Annotated in this window: 17 protein-coding genes; 5 read left to right on the top strand and 12 right to left on the bottom strand. The window is 63.9% G+C overall.

Annotated elements, in window-relative coordinates; translation table 11 throughout:
- Positions 1 to 248: 248 nt before the first annotated feature.
- The 8 genes from H7993_RS06005 to H7993_RS05970 form a co-directional block, all read right to left on the bottom strand.
- Positions 249 to 1,529 (bottom strand): TRAP transporter large permease, encoded by a 1,281-nt coding sequence (locus tag H7993_RS06005; protein ID WP_185793784.1) that lies wholly within the window; start codon positions 1,527 to 1,529, stop codon positions 249 to 251.
- On the bottom strand, positions 1,530 to 2,057 hold the full coding sequence (locus H7993_RS06000; protein WP_185793783.1) for a TRAP transporter small permease: 528 nt from the start codon (positions 2,055 to 2,057) through the stop codon (positions 1,530 to 1,532).
- Positions 2,058 to 2,121: 64 nt separating this feature from the next.
- Positions 2,122 to 3,105 carry a TRAP transporter substrate-binding protein gene (locus tag H7993_RS05995; RefSeq protein WP_185793782.1) on the bottom strand — a complete coding sequence of 328 codons (984 nt, stop codon included), beginning with the start codon at positions 3,103 to 3,105 and terminating at the stop codon, positions 2,122 to 2,124.
- A gap of 42 nt (positions 3,106 to 3,147) precedes the next feature.
- Positions 3,148 to 3,993, bottom strand: a complete 846-nt coding sequence (locus H7993_RS05990) for an NAD-dependent epimerase/dehydratase family protein (protein ID WP_185793781.1) — start codon at positions 3,991 to 3,993, stop codon at positions 3,148 to 3,150.
- 145 nt (positions 3,994 to 4,138) lie between these two features.
- A complete protein-coding gene (gene phnE / locus H7993_RS05985; RefSeq protein WP_185793780.1) occupies positions 4,139 to 4,906 on the bottom strand; it encodes a phosphonate ABC transporter, permease protein PhnE in 768 nt (255 codons plus the stop codon).
- Positions 4,903 to 5,730 carry a PhnE/PtxC family ABC transporter permease gene (locus tag H7993_RS05980; RefSeq protein ID WP_122478987.1) on the bottom strand — a complete coding sequence of 276 codons (828 nt, stop codon included), beginning with the start codon at positions 5,728 to 5,730 and terminating at the stop codon, positions 4,903 to 4,905. The genes phnE and H7993_RS05980 overlap by 4 nt, the downstream gene beginning before the upstream one ends.
- Positions 5,724 to 6,521 (bottom strand): phosphonate ABC transporter ATP-binding protein, encoded by a 798-nt coding sequence (locus tag H7993_RS05975; RefSeq protein WP_185793779.1) that lies wholly within the window; start codon positions 6,519 to 6,521, stop codon positions 5,724 to 5,726. The genes H7993_RS05980 and H7993_RS05975 overlap by 7 nt, the downstream gene beginning before the upstream one ends.
- Positions 6,518 to 7,369, bottom strand: coding sequence for a putative selenate ABC transporter substrate-binding protein (locus H7993_RS05970; RefSeq protein WP_185793778.1), 852 nt, complete (start codon positions 7,367 to 7,369; stop codon positions 6,518 to 6,520). Before H7993_RS05970 ends, H7993_RS05975 begins: the two co-directional genes overlap by 4 nt.
- A 151-nt stretch (positions 7,370 to 7,520) precedes the next feature.
- On the opposite strand from H7993_RS05970, the gene selD reads away from it, so the two are divergent.
- Positions 7,521 to 8,555, top strand: coding sequence for a selenide, water dikinase SelD (gene selD, locus H7993_RS05965; RefSeq protein ID WP_185793777.1), 1,035 nt, complete (start codon positions 7,521 to 7,523; stop codon positions 8,553 to 8,555).
- Positions 8,555 to 9,652, top strand: coding sequence for a tRNA 2-selenouridine(34) synthase MnmH (gene mnmH / locus H7993_RS05960; RefSeq protein ID WP_185793776.1), 1,098 nt, complete (start codon positions 8,555 to 8,557; stop codon positions 9,650 to 9,652). The genes selD and mnmH overlap by 1 nt, the downstream gene beginning before the upstream one ends.
- Before the next feature lie 40 nt (positions 9,653 to 9,692).
- Here the strand turns inward: mnmH and proP are convergent, their stop codons facing one another.
- Positions 9,693 to 11,195 carry a glycine betaine/L-proline transporter ProP gene (proP, locus tag H7993_RS05955; protein WP_122478977.1) on the bottom strand — a complete coding sequence of 501 codons (1,503 nt, stop codon included), beginning with the start codon at positions 11,193 to 11,195 and terminating at the stop codon, positions 9,693 to 9,695.
- Positions 11,196 to 11,397: 202 nt separating this feature from the next.
- Here proP and H7993_RS05950 point away from each other — a divergent pair, with 202 nt between their 5' ends.
- Complete coding sequence (locus H7993_RS05950) at positions 11,398 to 13,593, top strand: OsmC domain/YcaO domain-containing protein (protein WP_185793775.1); 2,196 nt, start codon at positions 11,398 to 11,400, stop codon at positions 13,591 to 13,593.
- A gap of 373 nt (positions 13,594 to 13,966) precedes the next feature.
- On the opposite strand, the gene H7993_RS05945 is transcribed toward H7993_RS05950, so the two are convergent.
- The gene (locus H7993_RS05945; RefSeq protein WP_185793774.1) at positions 13,967 to 14,734 is read right to left on the bottom strand and encodes a substrate-binding periplasmic protein; all 768 of its coding nucleotides are present in this window, start codon (positions 14,732 to 14,734) and stop codon (positions 13,967 to 13,969) included.
- A gap of 140 nt (positions 14,735 to 14,874) precedes the next feature.
- Here H7993_RS05945 and H7993_RS05940 point away from each other — a divergent pair, with 140 nt between their 5' ends.
- Positions 14,875 to 15,867 (top strand): alpha/beta hydrolase, encoded by a 993-nt coding sequence (locus tag H7993_RS05940; protein ID WP_342345032.1) that lies wholly within the window; start codon positions 14,875 to 14,877, stop codon positions 15,865 to 15,867.
- An 84-nt stretch (positions 15,868 to 15,951) separates the two neighbouring features.
- Positions 15,952 to 16,650: a tRNA (adenine(22)-N(1))-methyltransferase TrmK gene (locus H7993_RS05935; RefSeq protein ID WP_185793773.1), complete on the top strand. Its 699-nt coding sequence runs from the start codon at positions 15,952 to 15,954 to the stop codon at positions 16,648 to 16,650.
- Positions 16,651 to 16,692: 42 nt separating this feature from the next.
- Here the strand turns inward: H7993_RS05935 and H7993_RS05930 are convergent, their stop codons facing one another.
- Both H7993_RS05930 and H7993_RS05925 read right to left on the bottom strand, forming a co-directional pair.
- The gene (locus H7993_RS05930) at positions 16,693 to 17,463 is read right to left on the bottom strand and encodes an SDR family NAD(P)-dependent oxidoreductase (RefSeq protein WP_185793772.1); all 771 of its coding nucleotides are present in this window, start codon (positions 17,461 to 17,463) and stop codon (positions 16,693 to 16,695) included.
- A gap of 150 nt (positions 17,464 to 17,613) precedes the next feature.
- Positions 17,614 to 17,775, bottom strand: coding sequence for a DUF2986 domain-containing protein (locus H7993_RS05925; RefSeq protein ID WP_185793771.1), 162 nt, complete (start codon positions 17,773 to 17,775; stop codon positions 17,614 to 17,616).
- Positions 17,776 to 17,779 lie beyond the last annotated feature (4 nt).

Below are 17,779 nucleotides of genomic sequence, written 5' to 3'. Positions count from 1 at the left end.
CGGCCGCGAAAGGGCACCGCGGATGGTCTGGCACACCGCGGCGACAACTTCGCGGCCACGGACCGCTCCTACGAAGGCCCTTGAGGAACACCTCCGTCCCCCTGTAGCAGCGGCGCAAGCCGCGTCCGGATACGCCGCGATGTGACAGGCGGATAGCACGCACCGCCGACGCGGCTTGCGCCGCTGCTACAAGGGATTTCAGTGCATCGGTTCGTTGCAGGGTGTTGGACACCCCGCAATACTTGGATTTACAACACCACACTCGGCAGCCAGAGGGAGATGGCCGGAACGTAGGTGACCAGCATCAGCACCATGAACAGCGCCAGGTAGAACGGCAGCAGCGCCTTGACCGTGGCTTCGATGGTCACCTTGCCGACCGCCGCACCGACGAACAGCACCGCACCCACCGGCGGTGTGATCAGGCCTATGCCCAGGTTGACCAGCATGATCATGCCGAAATGCACCGGATCCACACCCACGCTGACGATCACCGGCAACAGGATCGGTGTCAGGATCAGAATCAACGGCGCCATGTCCATGATCGTGCCCAGCATCAGCAGCATCACGTTGATGCACATCAGGATCACGTAGCGGTTGTCCGACAGCGTCAGGAACGCCGTGGTGATCTTCATCGGGATTTCCATCAGCGTCAGGATGTACCCGAAACTGGCAGCGAAACCGATCAGAATCATCACGATGGAAATGGTCCGTGCCGCCCGGTGCATCAGCTTGGGCAGGTCGCGCCACTTGTAGTCGCGGTAGATGAACATGGTCACGAAGAACGACCACAACACGGCGATGGCTGCCGATTCGGTCGCGGTGAACACGCCCGAGAGAATGCCGCCGAGAATGATCACCAGCGCCATCATTCCCCACAATGCCTCACCGGCGATCTTAAGCGCCTGGCGCATCGGAATGACTTCGCCCTTGGGATAGTTGCGCTTGCGCGCAAAGATCATGCACAAGCCCATCATCACCGCACTGAGCAACAGCCCTGGCATGATCCCGGCCATGAACAGCGAAGCGATCGACACCGAGCCGCCAGCGGCCAGCGAGTACAGCACCGAGTTGTGGCTAGGTGGCGTCAGCAGGGCCTGGACCGAGCCGCTGACGGTTACGGCCGTGGAGAAATCACGCGGATAGCCGGCCCGTTCCATTTCCGGAATCAACACCGAACCCACCGACGCGGTATCGGCGACCGACGAGCCGGAGATGGCGCCGAAAAAGGTCGAAGCGACGATGTTGACCAGTGACAACCCACCGCGCACGAAACCCACCAGCACCCCGGCGAAGGCTACCAGCCGGCGCGACATGCCGCCTTCGGCCATGATCGCACCGGCCAGCACGAAGAACGGAATGGCCAGCAGCGAGAATTTGTTCACCCCACCGGCGATCTGGATCATCAGCGCATCGGCCGGGATGTCGATCCACCAGGCTCCGATCAGCGCCGACAGACCCAGCGCATAGGCCACCGGCATGCCCACCAGGATCAAGGCGATGAAGCTGCCCAACAGTATGAGAGCATCCATTTACGCAGTACCTTCACTGGCTTCTACGACGTCGAACCGCATCACGGCGCGGTGGCTTTGGTCACCCAGGAACAGCTTTTCCAGGATGAAGACCAAAGTCACGATGCCGCCGATCGGGATGGGCAGGTAGGAAATGCCTACCCGCATGGAAGGAACTTCACCCAGGTACTGGTTCCAGGTGTTGGCGCACAGCTTGAAGCCCTTGAAAATCATGAACAGCGCGACCACCGCCATCAGCAGCTGAACCGCGAATGCCGCCACTCGGCGAACCTGCGCCGGCATGCGGTCCACGGCCATGGCCACGGCCATGTGCGCGCCGGCGCGGTAGCTGGCGGCGGCGCCGAAGAAGGTGAAGACCACCATCAGCAGGATCGCCACCGGCTCCGGCCAACTGGAACCGCTGCCCAGCGCGTAGCGAGTAAAGATGCCCCATGGAATGATCAGGGTCATGGTCAGGACCGACAAGCCGGCGATCCCGATGCACACCCGGTAAAGCAGGTCGTTGAAACGCAGCACAGTGTTTTTCATGAGGCTCACCCAGCGGCGGGGGAGCGGGCAAATGCCCGGTCCCCCGTGGTGTTGACGGACAGACTTACTTGACGGCTTCGATGCGGGTGATCAACTCTTTGTACGGCGCGCCGTACTTGTCGCGCACCGGCTGGGTCGCGTCGTAGAAGGCTTTCTTCTGCTCGGGCGTGAGGGTGATGAACTCCACGCCACCGGCCTTGAGCTTGGCTTCGGCTTCGCTGGATTTCTTGTCCCACAGCACACGCTCTTCCATTTGTGCTTCGCGAGAGAGCTTTTTCACCAGCGCCTGTTGCTCCGGGTTGAGCTTGTTCCAGGTGATCTTCGACATCACGATGGGCTCGGGCAGGATCAGGTGTTCGGTGAGCGTGTAGAACTTGGCGTTCTGGTAGTGGTTGTGTTCGAGCATGGTCGGCGGGTTGTTCTCGGCGCCGTCGATCACGCCGGTCTGCAGGGCGCTGAAGATCTCGCCGGTGGCCATGGCGATGCCGTTGCCGCCCATCTGGTTGATGGTGTCGATGAACACCGGGTTGCCTTGCACGCGGATCTTCATGCCCTTCAGGTCACTGATCTGCCGTACCGGCTTCTTGGTGTAGAGGTTGCGCGTACCGCCATCCATCCAGCCCAGCGCGACCAGGTTGAATTCGGAGTTGGTGATCTTGTCGAGAATCTCCTGACCGATCTCGCCGTCGATGATGCTGCGCATGTGGGCCTGGTCGCGGAAAATGAACGGCAGGTTGAACACGTTCACGTCCGGTACTACCGGGCCGACGATGCCCAGGCTCACGCGGGTCATCTGCACCGCGTTGCTCTGCACCTGCTCGACCACTTCCTTCTCGGAACCCAGTACACCGCCTGCGAACATCTTGAAGCTGATCTCGCCCTTGCTCTGCTCTTCGAGTTTCTTGCCCATGGCCTGCTCGGCCACCACCGGCGGGTAGCCGGCCGGGTGCACTTCGGCGAACTTAATCTTGATCTCGGCCTGCGCCAGCCCGGACAGGCAGAAGGCGAGCGGGAGAGCGGCTACGAGTAACGTGCGTTTGAAATCCATGGATAACTCCAGCGTTGTTGTTGTTTTAAAGTCGCAAAGGATTCAGTTGTCGCCAAACGGCCCGGCGGCCACGAAGGCGCCGCCCTGATAGACCCTCGCCGGGTCGTCGGCGGCAGGCATCGGCTGGGCTTCGATCTTGTCGCGGAACACTTCCGAGCTGTCCTTGGGTGTGAAGCCCAGGTGCGCGGCAAAACGGTTGTCCCACCACAGATCACGGTTGGCCGAAGCCCCGTAGACCACCGTGTGGCCGACGTCCGGGGTGAACAGGCTCAGCTCGATGAGGCGGGTCAGGTCGTCGAAACTAAGCCAGGTGCTCATCATTCGGCGATTGGCCGGCTCGGGGAACGAAGAGCCGATGCGGATGCTGACGGTTTCGATGCCGTAGCGATCGAAGTAGAACGTTGCCAGGTCTTCGCCGTAGGACTTGGACAGGCCGTAGTAGCTGTCCGGACGCCGGGGCGAATGGGCGTCGATGGTCTGGTCCTGCTTGTAGAAACCTATCACATGGTTGGAGCTGGCGAACACCACGCGCTTGACGCCATGCCGGCGTGCGGCTTCGTAGATGTGGAAGACCCCGCAGATATTGGGCCCCAGGATGTCTTCGAACGCGTGCTCCACCGACACCCCGCCAAAATGCACGATGGCGTCCACGCCCTGCACCAGCTCGTGCACTGCCTGCTTGTCGGCGAGATCGCACAACTGGAATTCTTCCTGGGTATCGGAACGAGTAGCTGTATTGGTAGAGGCGGGAAGCGGGACGATATCGGAGAGCCGCAGGGTGCGGGCGAAGGGTTTCAGACTTTCTCGCAGCACCTTCCCCAGACCGCCGGCGGCGCCGGTCAGGAGAAGGCGATCGAAGGGATTCTGGACGGAGTGAGTGCCTGTCATGAGCGAGTCCTTTTATCGTTATTATTTTGTCATCTGTTGTCGTATGACTTATTTCGGATTATCGACAGCTCTCGGCGATCTTGTCAACGCGACTAATGTCGAAATACACCAAGGTCGAATGCCGCTTGCGGTCAGCACGGCCTGGCTACAGGCGAATCCAGCGCTGGCGCATCCAGCCGCTCAAGGCATCCACCGCCAGCACCAGGGCCAGCATGGCCAGAATGAGCGTGCTGGCCCGTGCTTCCTGGAACAGGCTCAGGCTCACGTAGAGCATCTGTCCCAGCCCGCCGGCACCGACGAAACCGAGGATGCTGGCCATGCGGATGTTGTTTTCCCAGCGGTACAGGGTGTAGGCCAGCAGTTGCGGCCACAGATTGGGCAAGGTGCCGTAACAGAAGGCCAGCCAGGCATTGCCGCCCTGCAGGCGGATGGCGGCGGCGGGTGCGGCAGGGGTGTTTTCCAGGGCCTCGGCAAACAGACGGCCGAGGACCCCGGCGGTGTGCAGCGCCAGGGCCAGGGTGCCGGCATTCGGCCCCAGGCCTGCGGCTAGCACCATCAACACCGCCCAGACCAGTTCGGGAATGGCCCGCAGGGCATTGAGCACCAGTTTTGTCACGCCTTGCGCCAGCCAGCCCAGGCGCCCGGCTGCGGGGATGGCCAGCAGCAGACCGGCGAGCGCCGCCAGCAGCGTGCCCAACGCCGACATCGCCAGGGTTTCCAGCGCGCCATGGCCCACCGCCCGCAGGTGGGTAGCACTGAGGTCAGGCGACATGAAGCGTGCCGCGTAGCTGGTCATGTGCCGCAGGCTGTCGACATTGCCCAGGGTGAACAGGTCCAGCCCCAGATAGACGAAGGAGCCGACCACCGCCAGCACCATCGCCAGCACCAGCAGCAGGTTGCTTAGGCGCCTCATGCGAAGCGTCCCCTGAGCAGGCGACTGAGCAGATCCGCGAGCAACACCAGGGCGATGAACGTCAGCAGCATGCTGGCCACCTCGGCCGAGGCGAACATGCGCATCGACAGGTCGATCTGCTGGCCCAGCCCGCCGGCGCCGACGAAGCCCATCACCACCGAGGCGCGCACGGCGCATTCCCAGCGGTACACGGTGTAGGAGGTCAGCTCGGCGGCAGCGGCCGGGAGAATGCCGTAGGCGAACGCAGCCAGCCGGCCGGCGCCGGCGCGCAGCAGCGCCTGGGCCGGGCGCTGGTCGACCGACTCACAGATCTCGGCATACACCTTGCCGAGCATGCCGGCGTAGGTGATGGCGATGGCCAGCACGCCGGCCGTCGGGCCCAGGCCGACGGCGCGGACGAACAGCAGGGCCCAGACGATTTCCGGCACGCTGCGCAGAAAAATCAACACGCCACGCACCGGCCAGCGTACGCAGGTGCCAGCCCATCCGGGTTGGCCGCCGAGGTTGGCAGCCGACAGCGACAGCGCGCGGCTGGCCAGCAGGCCGGCGGGAATGGCCAAGGTCAGCGCCAGGGCCATGCCGGCCGTGGCGATGGCCAGGGTCTGCAAGGTGGCGTCCAGCAGCAGCGTCAGAAACGCGGGGTCATGCGCGGGCGGCCAGAAGTCGGCGAGAAAGGCCCCCATGGACTGGGTGCTGGCAGGGTCGAACAGGACCCATGGATCGAGCTCGGCCAGGCGTATGCCGGGCCACAACAACAGCACCGCCAGGGCGGCAAGCAGAAGGCGCGGCAGCGCGGCAGGGTCGCGTCGGTCCCTGCTCAGCATCGCGGCAGCCAGTGAGCAGGGGTGTCGGCCGGCGTTTGCACGCGGCTCAGGTGTTCGTTCGCGTACAACGCCTCCAGGCGCTGCGCGGTGACCTGCGTGGCCTCCAGGTCGAAAGCGATCTGGCCGTCGCGCACGCCGACGATCCGTGGGAAGCAGGCCAGCGCCAGCTCCACCGTGTGCAGGCTGGCCACCAGCGTGACGTGCTGTTCGCTGGCGTGCTGGCAGAGCATGTCCAGCGTGTGCCTGGCCAGTCGCGGGTCCATCGCCGAGACGGGCTCGTCCGCCAGCAATAGCTCCGGCGCCTGGTACAGGGCGCGGGCGATGCCGACACGCTGCAACTGGCCGCCGGACAATTGCTGGCACTGGGCGAACAGCTTGTCGTCCAGGTCCAGCCGCGCCAGCAGCGCACGGGCACCGTCGATGTCCACCGGGTGCAGCAGGTTGAGCAGGCTCTTGCCCAGCCCCCATTGCCCCAGCTTGCCGGCCAGCACGGCAGTCACCACCCGTTGCCGCGGCGGCAGCGGCGGGGCCTGATGGATCAGCGCGATACGTGCGCGCAGACGCTGGCGCGCGCGACTGCCGAGGCGCCAGGGCTGCATGCCCAGCACCTGCAGCTCACCGGCGCTGGGCGGCAGAGCGGTTGCCAGCACGTTGAGCAGGCTGGACTTGCCAGCGCCCGAAGGGCCGATGATTGCCACGCGCTCGCCGGGCTCGATGCTCAGGTTCACATCGCGCAGGGCCTGCACACCGTTACGGTGGCGCAGGTCGATGGCCGACAGCCGCAGGGTCATTTCAACAGGTCGGCAGCGCGAGCGGCGTCCTCGATACCCTTGTAGTTCTCAGGCTTGGTGGCGATGAAGCGGCTGGCCGCCTGCAGGTCGAGAATGGCCTTGTCGTCGGGCTTGGCCGGGTCGAGGGCGAGGAAGGCCTGTTTGATCTTTTCTGCCAGGGCCGGGTCCAGGGTACCGCGCACGGTCCAGTTGTAGTCGAAGTAGGTCGGCGTGGTGGCGAACACCTTGACCTTGTTGGTATCGACCTTGCCGCTGTTGACCAGCTTGTCCCACACGCTGGCATTGAGCACGCCGGCGTCGACCTTGCCCGCCTGTACCCACGCCGCGGTGGCGTCATGGGCGCCGGAGTAGGCGACCCGGCTGAAGTAGGTTTCCGGCTTGATGTTGTCCTGCAGCATGAAGTAGCGCGGCATCAGGCTGCCGGAGGTCGACGAGATCGAACCGAAGGCGAAGGTCTTGCCCTTGAGGTCGGCCAGCGACTTGACGTTCGGGTCGCTGGTGATGAACTTGCTGGTGAACTGCGCATCCTGCTCGCGCTGTACCAGGGGAATCGCGTTGCCGGTCTTCAGGTTGACCTGAACGAAGGTGAAACCGCCCAGCCAGGCCATGTCCAGGCGATCGGTCGCCAGCGCCTCGACCACGGCAGGGTAGTCGGCCACCGGCACGAACTCGACCTTCATGCCGATCTGCTTTTCAAGGTAGGCACCCAGCGGCTTGAACTTGCGCAGCAGTTCGGTGGGCGCCTCGTCCGGGATGGCCGAAACCCGCAAGACATCGGCGGCGAAGCTGGTGACGGCGCTGGCGCAAAGAGCGAGGCCGGCTACCAGTGACAGGGAGCGCTTGAACATGGTGGGTCTCCGAAAGATGACGCAGGCAGCGCGGGCAACGCCCGGCACGCGTGGCGCGTGGATAGAGGTGGCGCGATTATAAGAGTCACTGCAGGAAAGGCCAGCTTTGATAGAATTCGCAGCCTGATTCCAGGACGTCGAGAATGCTGCCATGAATTCGCCTATCCGTTTGACCCAGTACAGCCATGGAGCCGGTTGCGGCTGCAAGATTTCGCCCAAGGTATTGGAGGTGATTCTGGCCGGCAGCGGCGCACAGAACCTGGACCCGAAGCTGTGGGTCGGCAATGCTTCGCGCGACGATGCCGCGGTGTATGCCATCGACGACGAGCGCGGTGTGGTGTCGACCACCGATTTCTTCATGCCCATCGTCGATGACCCCTTCGATTTCGGGCGCATTGCCGCCACCAACGCCATCAGCGACATCTATGCCATGGGCGGCGATCCGTTGATGGCCATCGCCATTCTCGGCTGGCCGGTCAACCTGCTGCCCCCGGAGGTTGCCCGCGAGGTGATCCGCGGCGGTCGGGCGGTGTGCGATGCTGCCGGCATTCCCCTGGCCGGTGGCCATTCGATCGACGCTCCCGAACCCATCTTCGGCCTGGCGGTGACCGGCCTGGTCGACAAGAGCCACATGAAACGCAACGACACCGCCCAGGTCGGCGACCGCCTGTATCTGACCAAGCCGCTGGGCATCGGCATTCTCACCACGGCGGAGAAGAAATCCCGGCTGCGTGAAGAAGACGTGGGCGTGGCCCGCGACTGGATGTGCACGCTGAACAAGCCCGGCAGCCGCTTCGGCAAGCTGCGCGAGGTCACCGCGATGACCGACGTCACCGGTTTCGGCCTGCTCGGGCACCTGGTCGAAATGGCCGACGGTGCCCAACTAACCGCACGCCTGGAATACGCCGCGGTGCCGCGCCTGCCCGGCATCGACCACTACCTGCGCGAGGGCTGCGTGCCGGGCGGCACCCAGCGCAACTTCGACAGCTACGGCGAACGCATCGCCGCGTTGAGCGACGAGCAGCGTGAACTGCTCTGCGATCCGCAGACCAGCGGCGGCCTGCTGGTAGCCGTCAGCGCTGCCGGCGAAGCCGAGTTCGTCGCGCTGGCCGCCGAATTGGGTCTGCACCTGGCGCCGATCGGCACCTTGATCGAGCGCCAGCCCCACGCTGTCGAGGTGTTCTGATGCGCGAAGACAGCAGCGACTACCGCGCGTTGTTCCTCGGCGAGGTAGCGATGATGGACGCGCGCGCGCCGGTCGAATTCGACAAGGGTGCATTCCCCGGGGTGCACAACCTGCCCTTGATGGACGACCTGGAACGGCAGAAAGTCGGTACCTGCTACAAGCAGCACGGCCAGGAAGCCGCCATCGAGTTGGGGTACCGGCTGGTGTCCGGCGAGATCAAGGCACGCCGGGTCGAAGCCTGGGTGGCATTCGCCAAGGCCAATCCCGAGGGCTATCTGTATTGCTTCCGCGGCGGCCTGCGCTCGCAGACGGTGCAGCGCTGGCTGCGCGAGGCAGGCGTCGAGTACCCGCGGGTACTGGGCGGCTACAAGGCCATGCGCAGCTTTCTGCTCGACACCCTGGAACAAGCCGTCGAACAGTGCCAGTTCGTCGTGCTGGGCGGCATGACCGGCACCGGCAAGACCGACGTACTGGCGCAATTGAGCAACGCTTTGGACCTGGAAGGCCATGCCAACCACCGCGGCTCCAGCTTCGGCAAGCGTGCGACCGGGCAGCCTGCGCAGATCGATTTCGAGAACAGCCTGGCGATCGACGTGTTGAAGAAGCGGGCTGCCGGCATCGAGCAGTTCGTGCTCGAGGACGAAAGCCGCCTGGTGGGCAGTTGCAACGTGCCGTTGAGCCTGCATCAGGGCATGCAGGCGTATCCGTTGGTCTGGCTGGAAGACAGCTTCCAGAATCGCGTCAAGCGTATTCTGCGCGACTACGTGGTAGACCTGTGCGCAGACTTCGTCGGGTTGTATGGCGAGCGCGGTGAAGCGCTGTTTGCCGAGCGTCTGCTGCAGAGTCTGGACCGCATCCACAAGCGTCTGGGCGGCGAGCGCCATCAACGTCTGCAGGGGCTGATGCAGGCCGCGCTGGAAGAGCAGCGGCGCTATGGCCTGGTCGACCTGCACCGCGGCTGGATCGAAGGCCTGCTGCACGAGTACTACGACCCGATGTACGCCTATCAACGCGAGAGCAAGGCGGCGCGCATCGAGTTCGCCGGCGATCAGGCAGCCGTGGTCGACTACCTGCGCGATCGTCTGGCCAGGGGCTGAAGACGGCGAGTGCAGTCTTCAGCCCCCGGCCGGGCTTGGCTCAGTTGATCCGCGGGTGCTGTTGCACCAGAAGCTCGCGCTTGGCTTGCAGCGCGGCGATCTCGCTGTCGATGTCCTCGATCTTCTGCTCGATGTTGTCGTGGTGCTCGACCAGCAGTTCTCGGGCTTCGGCGATGTCCGAGGCCGCTGGCGCAGCGCCGCGCAACGGCTTGTTGGCCGTTTCCTTCATGGTGATGGCGGTGATGAAGCCGACCACTGCAAACACCATTAGGTAATAGGCAGGCATGTACAGGTCGTCGGTGCTTTCCACCAGCCAGGCCACGGCCGTCGGCGTCAGGCCGGCGATCAGTACCGAAACGTTGAATGCACTGGCCAGGGCGCTGTAGCGGATGTGCGTGGGGAACATCGCGGGCAACGTGGACGCCATGACGCCGATGAAGAAGTTAAGCACCACGGCCAGCATCAGCAGCCCGGCGAAGATCCAACCGATCTGGCCGCTGTTGATCAGCATGAAGGCCGGGATGGCCAGGAAGAACAGGCCGATGCTGCCGAACAGAATGAAAGGCTTGCGGCCGAACTTGTCGCTGGCGAAGCCGATCAGCGGCTGGGCGAACAGCATGCCGACCATGATCGCGATGATGATCAGCACGCCATGGCTTTCGCTGTAGTGCAGGTTGTGCGACAGGTAGCTGGGCATGTAGGTGAGCAGCATGTAGTAGGTGACGTTGGTCACCGCGACGATGCCGATGCAGGTCAGCAGGCTGCGCCAATGCTTGGTTGCCACTTCCTTGAACGATACCTTGGGGCCGCCGGCCAGGCCTTCGCGGTCGCCTTGTTCGAGCTTCTCGACGTGCTGCTGGAACGCTGGGGTTTCTTCCAGCGCGTGGCGCAGGTAGAGGCCGATCATGCCCAGCGGCAGGGCCAGGAAGAACGGCACGCGCCAGCCCCAGTCGAGAAACTTCTCTTCGCCGATCACTGCGGAGATGCCCACCACCACGCCCGCACCGAGTACGAAACCGGCGATCGAGCCGAAGTCCAGCCAGCTGCCGAGGAAGCCGCGTTTGCGGTCCGGAGCGTACTCGGCGACGAAGATCGAGGCGCCAGTGTATTCACCGCCCACCGAGAAGCCCTGGGCCATCTTCGCCAGCAGCAGCAGGATGGGTGCCCAGATGCCGATGGAGGCATAGGACGGAATCAAGCCGATCGCGAACGTACTCAACGACATGATCACGATGGTGGCAGCCAGGACTTTCTGCCGTCCGTACTTGTCGCCCAGGGCGCCGAAGAACAGGCCGCCCAGCGGGCGAATCAGGAAGGGTACCGAGAAGGTGGCCAAGGCCGCGATCATCTGCACACTGGGATCGACGTCCGGGAAGAACACTTTGCCCAAGGCGTAGGCCACGAAGCCGTAGACGCCGAAGTCGAACCATTCCATGGCGTTGCCAAGCGCGGCGGCGGTGATCGCCTTGCGCATCTTGACGTCGTCGACGATGGTGATGTCGTTCAACCCGATCGGGTTGACGGTTTTTCTGCGAGATTTCATGGGTGTTTCTCTTGTGTCAAAGCGGCTTGTCCCCATGAGATACAAAATGACACTAAATAATTCACTGATGACGGCGATTTAGTATCGCAGCGGTTGTCCGGGCGCCAGCGTACCCATGGGAGCGACAGATCGCCCAAGACGAAGACGCCAAAAAACCGGATAATGCCGGCCATTCGTTTTAGCTGTCATCAGGTGCTGCCCCATGGAAATCAAGGTCAATTTTCTCGACAACCTTCGACTTGAGGCCAAGTTCGACGATTTCACGGTGGTGGCCGACCAACCGATCCGCTACAAGGGCGACGGCTCGGCGCCGGGCCCGTTCGATTACTTCCTGGCATCCTCGGCGTTGTGCGCGGCCTACTTCGTCAAGCTCTACTGCAACACCCGCAACATTCCCACCGACAACATCCGCCTGTCGCAGAACAACATCGTCGACCCGGAAAACCGCTACAACCAGATCTTCAAGATCCAGGTCGAACTGCCTGCGGACATCTCGGCCAAGGATCGCCAGGGCATCCTGCGCTCGATCGACCGCTGCACCGTGAAGAAGGTCGTGCAGACCGGCCCGGATTTCATCATCGAGGAGGTCGACAACCTCGACGCCGATGCCCAGGCCTTGCTGATGCCCGCGCAGGCGGAAGGGGCGAGCACCTATGTGCTGGGCAAGGACCTGCCGCTGGAGCAGACCATCGCCAACATGTCTGGCATCCTTGCCGGGCTGGGGATGAAGATCGAGATCGCCTCGTGGCGCAACATCGTGCCCAACGTCTGGTCGTTGCACATCCGCGATGCCTACTCGCCGATGTGCTTCACCAACGGCAAGGGTTCGACCAAGGAAAGCGCGCTGGCGTCGGCCCTTGGTGAATTCATCGAGCGGCTCAACTGCAACTTCTTCTACAACGATCAGTTCTGGGGCGAAGACATCGCCAATGCGGCCTTCGTGCACTACCCCGACGAGCGCTGGTTCCAGCCGGGCCGCAAGGATGCGCTGCCTGCCGAGATACTCGATGCCCACTGCCTGGCCATCTACAACGCCGACGGCGAACTGCGCGGTTCTCACCTCTACGACACCAACTCGGGCAACGTGGAGCGGGGCATCTGTTCGCTGCCTTTCGTGCGCCAGTCGGACGGCGAGATGGTGTATTTCCCGTCCAACCTGATCGAAAACCTCTACCTGAGCAACGGCATGAGTGCCGGCAACACCTTGGCCGAGGCCCAGGTGCAGTGCCTGTCGGAGATCTTCGAGCGCGCGGTCAAGCGCGAGATTCTCGAAAGCGAACTGGCGCTGCCCGATGTCCCGGCCGAGGTGCTGGCGCGCTATCCCGCTATCCAGGCCGGCATTCAGGGGCTGGAGGAGCAGGGCTTTCCGGTGCTGGTCAAGGATGCCTCCCTGGGCGGTCGCTTCCCGGTAATGTGCGTGACCTTGATGAACCCGCGCACCGGCGGCGTGTTCGCCTCGTTCGGCGCCCATCCAAGCCTGGAAGTAGCGCTCGAGCGCAGCCTCACCGAGTTGCTTCAGGGCCGCAGTTTCGAGGGGCTCAACGACTTGCCCCAGCCGACCTTCGAAAGCCATGCGCTGATGGAGCCGAACAACTTCGTCGAGCATTTCATCGATTCGAGCGGCGTGGTGTCGTGGCGCTTCTTCAGTGCCAAGGCCGATTTTGCCTTTGTCGATTGGGATTTCACCGCACAGGGTGAGAACGCCAACGCCAACGCCGAGGAAGCGGCGACGTTGTTCGGGATTCTCGCCGACATGGAGAAGCAGGTGTACATGGCGGTCTATGAGCACTTGGGCGCCAAGGCGTGCCGGATCCTGGTGCCGGGGTATTCGGAGATCTATCCGATCGAAGATCTGATCTGGGACAACACCAACAAGGCGCTGTTTTTCCGCGAAGACATTCTCAACCTGCACCAGCTCGATGACGATGCGCTGGGCAATCTGTTGCAGCGCCTGGAGGAGTCGGAGCTGGATGACTACACCGACATCCGCACCTTGATCGGTATCGAGTTCGACGAGAACACCGTGTGGGGGCAACTGACCATTCTGGAGTTGAAGGTGCTGATCCAGCTGGTGCTCGAGCGCTTCGACGACGCCAAGGAGCTGGTCGAGATGTTCCTGCAGTACAACGCCAATACGCTTGAGCGCGGCCTGTTCTTCCAGGCGCTGAACGTGGTGCTCGAGGTGCAGCTGGACAGCGACCTGGACATGGCCGACTACGAGGTCAACTTCCGCCGCATGTTCGGTGACGCGCGGATGGAGGCGGCGCTTGGATCCGTGGATGGCAGCGTGCGTTTTCACGGCCTGACCCCGACCAGCATGAAGCTCGAAGGGCTGGACCGTCACCTGCGCCTGATCGACAGCTACAAGAAACTGCACAGCGCCCGCGCCAGGGCCTGATCCCCCGCGCTGCCCTTTTCGCGGCCACGGGCCGCTCCTACGGAAAACTCAGCCGCCCGTAGGAGCGGTCATCGGCCGCGAAGAACGCGCTGCGGACTGTCTGCTCCACCGCGCTGCCTTTTTCGCGGCCACGGGCTGCTCCTACGGAAAACTCAGCCGCCCGTAGGAGCGGTCATCGGCCGCGAAGAACGCGCTGCGGACTGTCTGATCCACCGCGCTGCCCTTTTCGCGGCCACGGACCGCTCCTACGGAAAACTCAGCCGCCCGTAGGAGCGGTCATCGGCCGCGAAGAACGCGCTGCGAACTGTCTGATCCACCGCGGTGCCCTTTTCGCGGCCACGGGCCGTTCCTACGGAAAAAGGCAACACCGCCTTCAAGGCGCGGCAGGCAGGTAGTGGTCCAGCAGACGCTGGATGGAGCCGTTGCGGTGCAGCGTCTCCACCGCCTTGCGCAAACTGCTCACCACGCGCGGCGAGCATGTCTTCGAACACGCCAGGTACAGGTCCGTGGTCATCAGCACCGGGCTCATCAGCAGCGGCTGCTTGGAAACCTGGCGCCAGATGTACTGCGATTCCGGCACCCCGTTGAACCAGGCATCGACCCGCCCCAGCAGCAGCATCTGCGCCGGATTCTCACCGATGCGCAACGGGTAGATCTGCGACGCATCGAACCCTTCGTCGTACAGCTTGCGCTCCTGCGCGCTGCCCATGCCCACGGCGATCCGTCGATAGGTCCGACGTGCCTGGGCAAAGCTGTCGACGCGCTTGTCGAGGGTGAAAAACGCCCGGTCCATGCTCATGATCGGGGCGATCCAGGTGTAGCTGGTTTCCCTGTCGGGAGTTCGCGACAGCGGCACGATAAGCAGGTCCTGCCCGTGCTGCACAGTCCGTTGCGCGCGAAGCCAGGGCAGCACATTGATATTCATGTGATAACCCGCCAACGTCATGGCCTGCCGAGCGGCGTCAGCGACGATACCTTGCTGCCCCGCATCCCCCGCCATGCTCAGCGGCGGCGCCTCGGGCATGTACAGATCGAAGGTGCGCGGGTGCGCGGCCCAGGCAGCCGGGAGGAGAGCGCTGCACAGCAGCAGACCGCAGACAGACTTGAACAGCAATCCGCAAGTGCGGTTCAGATGACCCATGGCAACGATCCGATGACTTTCAATGGCAGGCTCCTGGACGGCCAGCATAGTCGCTAATGGCGCTACCTGCTCGCATGGGAACCGCGTCGACCTCAGCCCATCCATATCCGATACATACCTACGCACTGAGGACACTCCAGGTGGAGACCAAGCAAAGCTGGTCGTTCGATGCAGCGCAGATCGCGCAGGCGCAGCGCTTCAACAAGACCCTCGAGCGCCTGCCGCGGTTCCGCATCCGCAACCGCGTCACGCCAATGCTGATCCAGACACTGCTGCGTGCCGGCCAGCTGGGCAAGGCGCTGAAGCCTGTCAACCATGGCCTGGCCATCGAGAATCGCGTGCTGGTCAGCGCCGATGCCGTTCCGGTGAGGGTGCGCATCATCCGCCCGCAGGGGCCAGCCAAGGGCTTGGTGCTGGATTTCCATGGCGGCGGCTGGGTGATCGGCAACGCGCAGATGAACGATGACGTGAACATCGCCCTGGTTCAGGCCTGCGACGTGGCGGTGGTCTCGGTGGACTACCGGCTGGCCGTGTCGACCCCGCTGCAGGGCTTGCTCGACGACTGCCTGGCGGCCACGCGCTGCGTGCTCGGTGGCGGCTTTCCCGAGCTCGAGGGCCTGCCGGTGATCATGGTCGGTGAGTCCGCCGGTGGCCACCTGGCAGCGGCCACGCTGCTGCAGCTCAAGCGATGGCCGGCGTTGCTGCAGCGCGTCTGCGGGGCGCTGCTGTATTACGGGGTATTCGACCTGACCGGCACGCCCAGCGTGCGCGAGGCGGGCCCCGAAACCCTGGTGCTGGACGGGCCAGGCATGCTCGAGGCCTTCCGTCGGCTAACCCCCGGCCTGGACGACGAGCAACGGCGGCAACCGTCGCTGTCGCCGCTGCATGGCGACCTGGATGGACTGCCGCCGGCGCTGATGTTCGTCGGTGAACTGGACCCATTGCGCGACGATACCCTGCTGATGGCCGAACGCTGGGGCAGGGTGGCCGGCGTGGAGCTGCGCCTGTTGCCGGCCTCGCCCCATGGCTTCATCCACTTCCCCACGCCCATGGCCGCGCGGGCGCTGGCGTACAGCCGTGAATGGGTCGTGGGCCTGCTGGCGGCACGCGCTGCGCAGGATCCTGCCGGATGAGTTGAAATACGCTGGCGTGCTCGCCAGAATGCCCGCCCATGCGGGCCTGAACGGCACGCGTTGAACCTGGAGAATCGTTGCCTCGTGAACCCGCAGAGCTTGTCTCACCGCCTGGAGCAGGTCGCCGCCCAGGTCCCCGCCGGCGCGCGCCTGGCTGACATCGGTTCGGATCATGCCTACCTGCCGGTGGCCTTGGTCCTGCGTGGCATCGTCCCTCGGGCCGTGGTCGGGGAGGTCGCCCTGACGCCGTTTCTGGCGGCCCGGCGCAGCGTTGACGAGAACGGGCTGGCGCATTGCATCAGCGTGCGTCAGGCCGACGGCCTGGCGGCAATCGAAGCGAGCGACCGGATCACGGCCGTGACCCTCTGCGGGATGGGCGGCGAAACCATTCGCGACATTCTGCAGGCGGGCAAGGCGCGTTTGAGCACCGGCGAGCGGTTGATCCTGCAGCCCAATGGCGGTGAACGCCACCTGCGGCAGTGGCTGATGGACAATGGCTATGGCATCCGCCATGAAGAGGTGCTGCGGGAAAATCGCTTCGACTACGAGATCATCGTCGCTGACCCTGGCGAGCCGGTCGCGTACAGCCCACAGGAATTGTTTTTCGGGCCCTTGCAACTGCAGCAACGCACGCCGGCGTTCCTGGCCAAGTGGCAACGCCTGCTGCACCTCAAGCGCCGCACCCTCGAGCGGCTGGCCCACGCCCGGCAGAACGGGCTCGAAAGCAAACGAGTGGAGCTGGCCGAACACATCGACTGGATCGAATCCCTCAATCCCTTGTAGCAGCGGCGCAAGCCTCGTTACAGCTTACGCGGTGCGTCGGACTCACCACTGTATGGGTTGCCCATCCCAGGCCCAGAAGCTGCCGGTCTGCGTCGGTCCGTGCTGGCCGATCAATTCGAGCAGGCAGCGTGCGGCGAAGTCGGGGTCGAACAGTTTGTCGGCCGGCACGTTGGCTTGAAAGGGCTGGGACAGGCGGGTGTCGGTGGTGCCCGGGTGCAAGGCCAGGACCGTGGCGGCGGGGTTCAAACGCTTGAGCTCGATGCTGGCAGTGCGCAGCAGCTGGTTGAGCGCCGCCTTGCTGGCGCGATAGCTGTACCAGCCACCCAGGCGGTTGTCGCCGATCGAACCGACGCGGGCCGACAGCGCCGCGAAGGTCGTAGGCTGTTTGCGCAACAACGGCAGCAGATGCTTGAGCAGCAGCACCGGCGCAAAGGCATTGGTGGCAAAACTGGCCTGCAGACTGCTCAGCTCCAGTTGCGCCAGACCTTTTTCCGGCCGCGCGCCGTCCTGATGCAGAATGCCCAGCGTGCTGATCACCAGGTGCAAATGATTGCAATCGCCCGCTACTGCACTGGCCAGCCGCTGCAGCGCCTGCTCATCGCGCGCATCACAATCATGGGTGACCAACCGCGATCCATGGCGCTGGGCCAATGCCGCGAGTTCGACGCTCGTGGTGGCCTCGCGGGAGACCGCAAACACCTGCGCGACATCCTCACGCTGCAACAGCTGCTCGCATAACGCCAAGCCGATGCCCTGACTGGCACCACAGATCAGCGCGCAGGCGCCACTGGATAGATCGGGTATCAACGCCATGCTGCACCGCCCGGGACAAGGATCGTACCGATAGGACCCGGCACTGCGGTCGAACGTTCTAAGGGGGCGTTCATGGATAGCTACCCTGCGCCCTGACAGGCGACCGCACACTGCCGCCGCATGGCCCGTGACGCGCCACCCGAACTCGCGTCAGTCCTGCTCGGCGGCCGGGCTTGGGGCATCCGCCTCGAGCGCCAGCTTCGCCCGATCGGCCTTGCTGATGTAGCGGTCCTTGCTCTGTGGCGCCAGCTTGGCGCTGGCCTTCTTGGCGTGTGCCTGCAACAGCTGTTTGATTTTCTTACGGCGATTCATGGCG

This window comes from Pseudomonas baltica (assembly GCF_014235765.1).
Lineage (GTDB): Bacteria > Pseudomonadota > Gammaproteobacteria > Pseudomonadales > Pseudomonadaceae > Aquipseudomonas > Aquipseudomonas baltica.
The sequence above is the reverse complement of the archived record's forward strand: the minus strand, read 5'-3'. Positions and strand labels throughout refer to the sequence as shown.